Origin of the sequence: Peribacillus sp. NPDC097895 (assembly GCF_050277555.1) — a bacterium.
In the GTDB taxonomy this organism is placed as follows: Bacteria; Bacillota; Bacilli; order Bacillales; family DSM-1321; genus Peribacillus.
In genome coordinates this window covers 42,045-48,314 of sequence record NZ_JBNNSH010000011.1, presented here as the reverse complement: position 1 = coordinate 48,314, position 6,270 = coordinate 42,045, and the positions used below count along the sequence as shown (strand labels likewise).

Annotated in this window: 10 protein-coding genes and 2 pseudogenes; all 12 read right to left on the bottom strand. The window is 40.5% G+C overall.

Annotated elements, in window-relative coordinates; genetic code table 11:
• Positions 1–44: 44 nt before the first annotated feature.
• A pseudogene (locus ACQKMH_RS26750) lies at positions 45–767 on the bottom strand (DNA-directed RNA polymerase subunit alpha); the annotation flags it as partial.
• A 175-nt stretch (positions 768–942) separates the two neighbouring features.
• A complete protein-coding gene (gene rpsK, locus ACQKMH_RS26745) occupies positions 943–1,332 on the bottom strand; it encodes a 30S ribosomal protein S11 (RefSeq protein ID WP_028390438.1) in 390 nt (129 codons plus the stop codon).
• Positions 1,333–1,354: 22 nt separating this feature from the next.
• Positions 1,355–1,720 carry a 30S ribosomal protein S13 gene (gene rpsM / locus ACQKMH_RS26740; RefSeq protein WP_053349050.1) on the bottom strand — a complete coding sequence of 122 codons (366 nt, stop codon included), beginning with the start codon at positions 1,718–1,720 and terminating at the stop codon, positions 1,355–1,357.
• A gap of 22 nt (positions 1,721–1,742) precedes the next feature.
• Positions 1,743–1,856, bottom strand: coding sequence for a 50S ribosomal protein L36 (rpmJ, locus tag ACQKMH_RS26735; RefSeq protein WP_003156543.1), 114 nt, complete (start codon positions 1,854–1,856; stop codon positions 1,743–1,745).
• Positions 1,857–1,896: 40 nt separating this feature from the next.
• The gene (gene infA / locus ACQKMH_RS26730) at positions 1,897–2,115 is read right to left on the bottom strand and encodes a translation initiation factor IF-1 (RefSeq protein WP_028390440.1); all 219 of its coding nucleotides are present in this window, start codon (positions 2,113–2,115) and stop codon (positions 1,897–1,899) included.
• Between the two features lie 42 nt (positions 2,116–2,157).
• Positions 2,158–2,510, bottom strand: a pseudogene (locus ACQKMH_RS26725) (M24 family metallopeptidase); the annotation flags it as partial.
• A 170-nt stretch (positions 2,511–2,680) separates the two neighbouring features.
• On the bottom strand, positions 2,681–3,334 hold the full coding sequence (locus ACQKMH_RS26720) for an adenylate kinase (protein ID WP_427590315.1): 654 nt from the start codon (positions 3,332–3,334) through the stop codon (positions 2,681–2,683).
• A 58-nt stretch (positions 3,335–3,392) separates the two neighbouring features.
• Complete coding sequence (gene secY / locus ACQKMH_RS26715) at positions 3,393–4,688, bottom strand: preprotein translocase subunit SecY (protein WP_230161694.1); 1,296 nt, start codon at positions 4,686–4,688, stop codon at positions 3,393–3,395.
• Entirely contained in the window at positions 4,688–5,128 is a 441-nt protein-coding gene (rplO, locus tag ACQKMH_RS26710; RefSeq protein ID WP_034304982.1) for a 50S ribosomal protein L15, read from the bottom strand. Before rplO ends, secY begins: the two co-directional genes overlap by 1 nt.
• A gap of 32 nt (positions 5,129–5,160) precedes the next feature.
• Positions 5,161–5,343: a 50S ribosomal protein L30 gene (rpmD, locus tag ACQKMH_RS26705; protein ID WP_076372857.1), complete on the bottom strand. Its 183-nt coding sequence runs from the start codon at positions 5,341–5,343 to the stop codon at positions 5,161–5,163.
• 16 nt (positions 5,344–5,359) lie between these two features.
• Positions 5,360–5,860 carry a 30S ribosomal protein S5 gene (gene rpsE, locus ACQKMH_RS26700; protein ID WP_034304987.1) on the bottom strand — a complete coding sequence of 167 codons (501 nt, stop codon included), beginning with the start codon at positions 5,858–5,860 and terminating at the stop codon, positions 5,360–5,362.
• A 22-nt stretch (positions 5,861–5,882) separates the two neighbouring features.
• Complete coding sequence (rplR, locus tag ACQKMH_RS26695; protein ID WP_053349055.1) at positions 5,883–6,245, bottom strand: 50S ribosomal protein L18; 363 nt, start codon at positions 6,243–6,245, stop codon at positions 5,883–5,885.
• Between the last annotated feature and the right edge of the window lie 25 nt (positions 6,246–6,270).

The window sequence follows — 6,270 nt, the reverse complement described above, 5'->3', positions numbered from 1 at the left end:
CGGCCCGTTCTAAAATTAGTTGTCTAGTCATTCGAATACTCCTCCTTTTTATGCACCATGATTTCAGCATTTTGAGCTTCATCGGTTAACCCAACAAAGATATTCAAATGCTCCGTCAAAATCTTAGCTCCAAGTGCTACCGCTTCTTGCGGACCCGTACTGCCATCAGTCCAAACATCGAACGTTAACTTGTCAAAGTTAGACAACTGTCCAACACGTGTATTTTCAACCTGGAAAGATACGCGTGAAACTGGAGTGTAAAGAGCATCGATTGGAATTACACCAATTGGCTGATCTTCTCTCTTGTTTTGAACAGCAGGAGTGTAGCCGCGGCCGCGACGTGCAGATAAACGCATACGCATATGACCGTTTTTACCAATTGTAGCAATATATAAATCCGGATTAAGAATTTCTACATCACTATCATGAGTGATATCAGCAGCCGTGATGACTCCGTCACCTTGAACGTCAATTTCCAGCGTCTTCTCTTCATCAGAGTAAATCTTAAGAGCTAGTTTTTTCACATTAAGAATGATAGATGTTACATCTTCCACGACGCCTTCAATTGTTGAGAACTCATGTAGCACTCCATCAATTTGTATAGCTGTGACAGCAGCACCTGGGAGTGAGGATAAAAGAATACGACGTAAGGAGTTACCCAATGTAGTACCATACCCACGCTCTAGTGGCTCTACGACGAATTTACCGAATTTGGTATCGTCGTTGATTTCAACCGTTTCGATTTTTGGTTTTTCTATTTCGATCATCAATAAACCCTCCTTCAAAACGTCAAAACCCCGGAAAGTAAACAAGTCACTTTACCGAAATTCCCCATGTATACGTTCCCGCTGTGCGCAACAACTGAAAATTAATCCTCTGTAAGAACGCAAACTCAGTATTATATCCCATTATTGACAGGAATACAAAATCTATACAGAAAAATTAAACACGGCGACGTTTTGGTGGACGGCATCCGTTATGTGGAACTGGAGTTACATCTTTAATTGCAGTTACTTCTAGGCCGGCAGCTTGAAGTGCACGAATAGCAGCTTCACGTCCAGCACCAGGTCCTTTAACTGTAACTTCAAGAGTTTTCATACCATGTTCAATTGATGTTTTAGCAGCTGTTTCAGCAGCCATTTGTGCAGCAAATGGAGTGGATTTACGAGATCCACGGAATCCTAGTGCTCCAGCACTTGACCATGAAATAGCATTACCATGAGAGTCAGTGATCGTAACGATAGTGTTATTGAATGTTGAACGAATATGTGCAATACCAGTTTCTATATTCTTTTTCACACGACGTTTACGTGTATTAGTTTTACGTGCCATGAAAAGTAACCTCCTTTACTAATTATTTTTTCTTGTTAGCTACAGTACGACGAGGTCCTTTACGCGTACGAGCATTGTTTTTTGTATTTTGACCGCGAACAGGAAGACCACGACGGTGACGTAAACCACGGTAAGAACCGATTTCCATTAAACGTTTGATGTTTAGGGAGATTTCACGACGAAGGTCGCCTTCTACTTTAAGCTTGTCAATGATATCACGAATTTTATTCAATTCGTCTTCCGTTAAGTCACGAACGCGAGTTTCTTCAGAAACACCTGCTTCTGCAAGAACTTTGATCGCTGTTTGTTTTCCAATACCATATATATATGTTAATGAGATAACAATACGTTTGTCACGGGGAATATCTACTCCAGCAATACGTGCCATGCTTGAGTGCACCTCCTTCTATTTAGCCTTGTTTTTGTTTATGTTTAGGGTTTTCGCAAATAACCATAACTTTACCTTTTCTGCGGATAACTTTACACTTTTCGCAGATTGGTTTGACTGATGGTCTGACTTTCATTGCTATCTAACCTCCTTATACAGATCGGAGCGTAACCGGATTATTTGAACCGGTATGTGATTCTGCCGCGAGTTAGATCATACGGGGAAAGCTCAACCGTAACTTTATCTCCAGGCAAAATGCGAATAAAGTGCATACGAATTTTACCGGATACATGAGCTAAAACAGTATGACCATTTTCTAATTCTACCTTAAACATTGCATTTGGCAAAGTCTCTTGTACTGTGCCTTCTACTTCAATTACATCATCTTTCGCCATTAAAGTGATTCTCCCTTCTCTATGCGTGAACCTATTAAAGGTACACATCTTTCCGTCAACATTACTACAGTCCAATTATCCTCATAAGTCTTACAATTCTGCATCAAGTATTCACCATTTTGTAGAACCAGGCTTTAACTGAGGACCTTTATCAGTTGGACCGAAATGAGGAATTTATGGGTCCTCATGTAAGTCTTGACCGATTCCGTGACCGACATACTCTCGAAATAGAGAAGCAATTAGTCTCGACATAGGTTTGAATAGCATGGGAGATGTTTGAAAGGCGCACGCCTGACATAGCTTCTTTCAACCCTCTATATCACGACTCTTTAGGAATCCCTATAGAGTCACTGCATTTCTTCATCAATTTTGCCGACCGGATATGTCCATGAAGATCACTTATAAAGTAATCGCCCAATTCAGGGAATACCAAGTACAAGAACCTGATTAATAAATGTGCGAATGCTCTCGCGAAATCCATTATACCCTTTGTATTAAAGGAATGCACCAAGTTTAACTGGTAAGGTGTAAAAATGGTATGAATTTCATAAATCAATACAGATGATTAATTTTGCAAAGCACCAAGTAACACATCAATATTTTCAAATACCTTGTTAATATCTTGCTGTCCGTTAATGTTGACCAAGTATCCTTTATCTCCGTAGAAATCAAGAAGTGGCTTGGTTTGTTTCAAATTCACATCTAAGCGATTTTGAACCGTTTCTGCATTATCGTCAGCACGTTGATATAATTCTCCGCCGCAGCGGTCGCATACATCATCTTTAGCAGGAGGATTGAATACAAGGTGATATGTCGCACCACATGATTTGCAAATACGACGACCTGTCAATCTTTCCATTAAGATGCTTTTATCAACATCGATATTAATGACAAAATTTATTTTGCGATCTAAATCAGTAAGGATGCTTTCAAGTGCATCTGCTTGTGCCACAGTACGTGGAAATCCATCAAGCAAAAATCCTTTTAGGCAGTCCTCCTTGCTTAAACGCTCACGGACGATGCCGATGGTAACTTCATCAGGTACCAATTCGCCTTTATCCATAAATGATTTAGCCTTTAGACCTAATTCTGTTCCATCTTTTATAGCTGTTCGGAACATATCTCCAGTAGAGATATGAGGGATATTATATTTTTCTACGATTTGTTCAGCTTGAGTGCCCTTACCAGCACCCGGCAGACCCATTAACACTAGATACAATTTTCTTCCCCCTCAAACTCTATAATGGGTAAAGGGAACAAGCCGTTCCCAAAACTCATTACTTTATAAAGCCTTTATAGTGTCTCTTCACAAGTTGTGATTCCAGCTGTTTCATCGTATCAAGGGCAACCCCTACTATGATTAGCAAACTAGTGCCGCCAATCTGTGCAGATTGAGGCAGATCAGCAAGCTTAATGAAAAATACCGGTAAAACGGCAATGATGGCTAAGAATATAGAGCCTACAAACGTTAAGCGGTATAAAACACGTGTTAAATATTCTTGTGTACTCTTACCAGGACGAATCCCGGGCACATAGCCACCTTGCTTTTTCAAATTCTCAGCCATTTGTTCAGGATTAACCTGGATAAATGCATAAAAATACGCAAAAGCAATAATAAGAGCAACATAAATGATCATGCCAATTGGCTTGGTATAATCAAGATTTGTTGAGATCCAACTAGTCACGCTGTTCTTTCCAAAGAAAGATGCGATTGTAGTAGGAGTGATGATAAATGCCATTGCAAAGATTACCGGAATAACCCCCGCAGCATTTACTTTCAATGGTAAATGTGTGGACTGACCACCCATTTGTGTACGACCTACCGCAGCACGTTTGGCATACTGAATAGGAATTTTACGCAATGCCTGCTGAATGAAGATAACAGCAACCACGATTGCTAATACTGCTAATACAATGAGGATAATCGTTATGATTCGTAAGAATAATTGATCTCCGGCATTTTCAAATTGTTGGGCGTAAATCTGGTTTGCCGTATTTGGCAAACTAGCTACGATACCCGCAAAGATGATGATGGAAATCCCATTACCCACACCCTTAGCAGTGATCAGCTCCCCTAACCACAAAAGAAAAGCTGTTCCTGCCGTTAAGACAGTCGCAATAAGCAAGTATGTTGCAATTCCAGGGTTTTCAATCAACTGGCCACCTGACATATTATTGAACCCATAGGACATACCCAAAGCTTGGATGAATCCTAGGATAATAGTGAAGTAACGAGTGAATTGAGCTAATTTACGGCGCCCTGCTTCTCCTTGTTTAGACCATTCAGTGAACTTAGGAACAACATCCATCTGTAATAGTTGAACGATGATAGATGCCGTAATGTATGGCATGATACCCATCGCTAAAATAGAAAAGTTTTGCAGTGCTCCGCCGCCAAAGGTATTTAAAAGACCGATGACGCTCAGCTGGTCCTGTTCAGCGAGAAAATCGGCATTCACATGCGGTACAGGTATAAATGTACCGATGCGATAGACGATTAACATTAGGAGGGTAAAAATAATCTTATTCCTTATTTCACCCACGCGCATAAAATTGGAGATCGTGCGAAACATTAGATCACCTCTGTGTTACCGCCAGCAGCTTCGATAGCTTCTTTAGCAGTAGACGAGAATTTGTGAGCTTTAACAGTAAGCTTTTTCTCAATGCTTCCTTTTGCAAGAATTTTGATTCCTGCTTTTTCTTTACTTACAACCCCAGTCTCAAGTAAAAGAGCTGGTGTTACTTCAGTACCGTCTTCGAAAAGATTTAACGTATCAAGATTCACGATAGCATAGTCTTTACGGTTAATGTTGGTAAATCCACGTTTAGGCAAACGTCTGAATAGAGGAGTTTGACCCCCTTCAAATCCAAGACGCACACCGCCGCCGGAGCGAGCGTTTTGTCCTTTATGTCCTTTACCTGCTGTTTTACCGTTACCAGATCCAATACCGCGACCTTTACGTTTACGTTCTTTACGAGAACCTTCTGCAGCTTTTAACTCATGAAGTTTCATGTTGGCACCTCCTTGTTAAGTTAAAAATTATTTTATTGTTCTTTTACAGTAACAAGATGAGCAACTTTGGTAATCATACCGCGAATTGCAGGGTTATCTTCTTGAATAACCGTTTGATGCATTTTGCGTAAACCCAAAGTGTTAACTGTAACACGTTGATCTTCAGGACGACCAATCAAGCTGCGAGTGAGGGTGATTTCTAATTTATTAGCCATAATTCGATTTCCCTCCTTATCCTAACAGTTCTTGTACTGATTTTCCACGTAACTTAGCTACGTCTTCAGCACGTTTCAATTGCTTCAATCCTTCGATTGTTGCGCGAACCATATTAATAGGTGTATTAGTACCTAGTGATTTAGACAAGATATCGCTAACTCCGCCTAATTCTAGTACCGCACGAACAGGACCACCAGCAATTACTCCTGTACCTTCAGAAGCTGGTTTCAATAGAATGTGACCTGCGCCATAGCGACCGTTCACAAGGTGAGGAATTGTAGTTCCAACCATTGGTACAGTAATTAGATTTTTCTTAGCATCCTCAATAGCTTTACGGATTGCATCCGGAACTTCTTGAGCTTTACCAGTACCAAATCCAACATGACCATTTTTATCACCAACAACAACTAGTGCAGTGAAACGGAAACGACGTCCGCCTTTTACAACTTTAGCTACACGATTTACTGTAACTACGCGTTCTTCAAGTTCTAATTTATTAGGATCAATGCTACGCATCTGTTATGTCCCTCCTTATCCGTTAAAATTCTAAGCCGTTTTCACGAGCAGCGTCAGCCAATGCTTTAACACGACCATGGAAGAGGTAACCACCGCGGTCAAATACCACAGCTTTGAAACCTTTTTCAACAGCACGTTTCGCAATAAGTTCGCCAACTTTTTGAGCTGCTTCAGCATTGCTACTAGCTTCGATACCGATCTCTTTATCAAGAGTTGAAGCACTTGCTAATGTTACGCCTTTTGCATCGTCAATTAATTGTGCGTAAATGTGTTTGTTTGAACGAAACACATTTAAACGAGGACGAGCTTCTGTTCCAGAAAGCTTAGCACGTACACGCGCATGTCTTTTCTGACGAGTAGCATTTTTATCAAGCTTCGTAATCATTTACGTCACTCCTTTCGTTTACTTA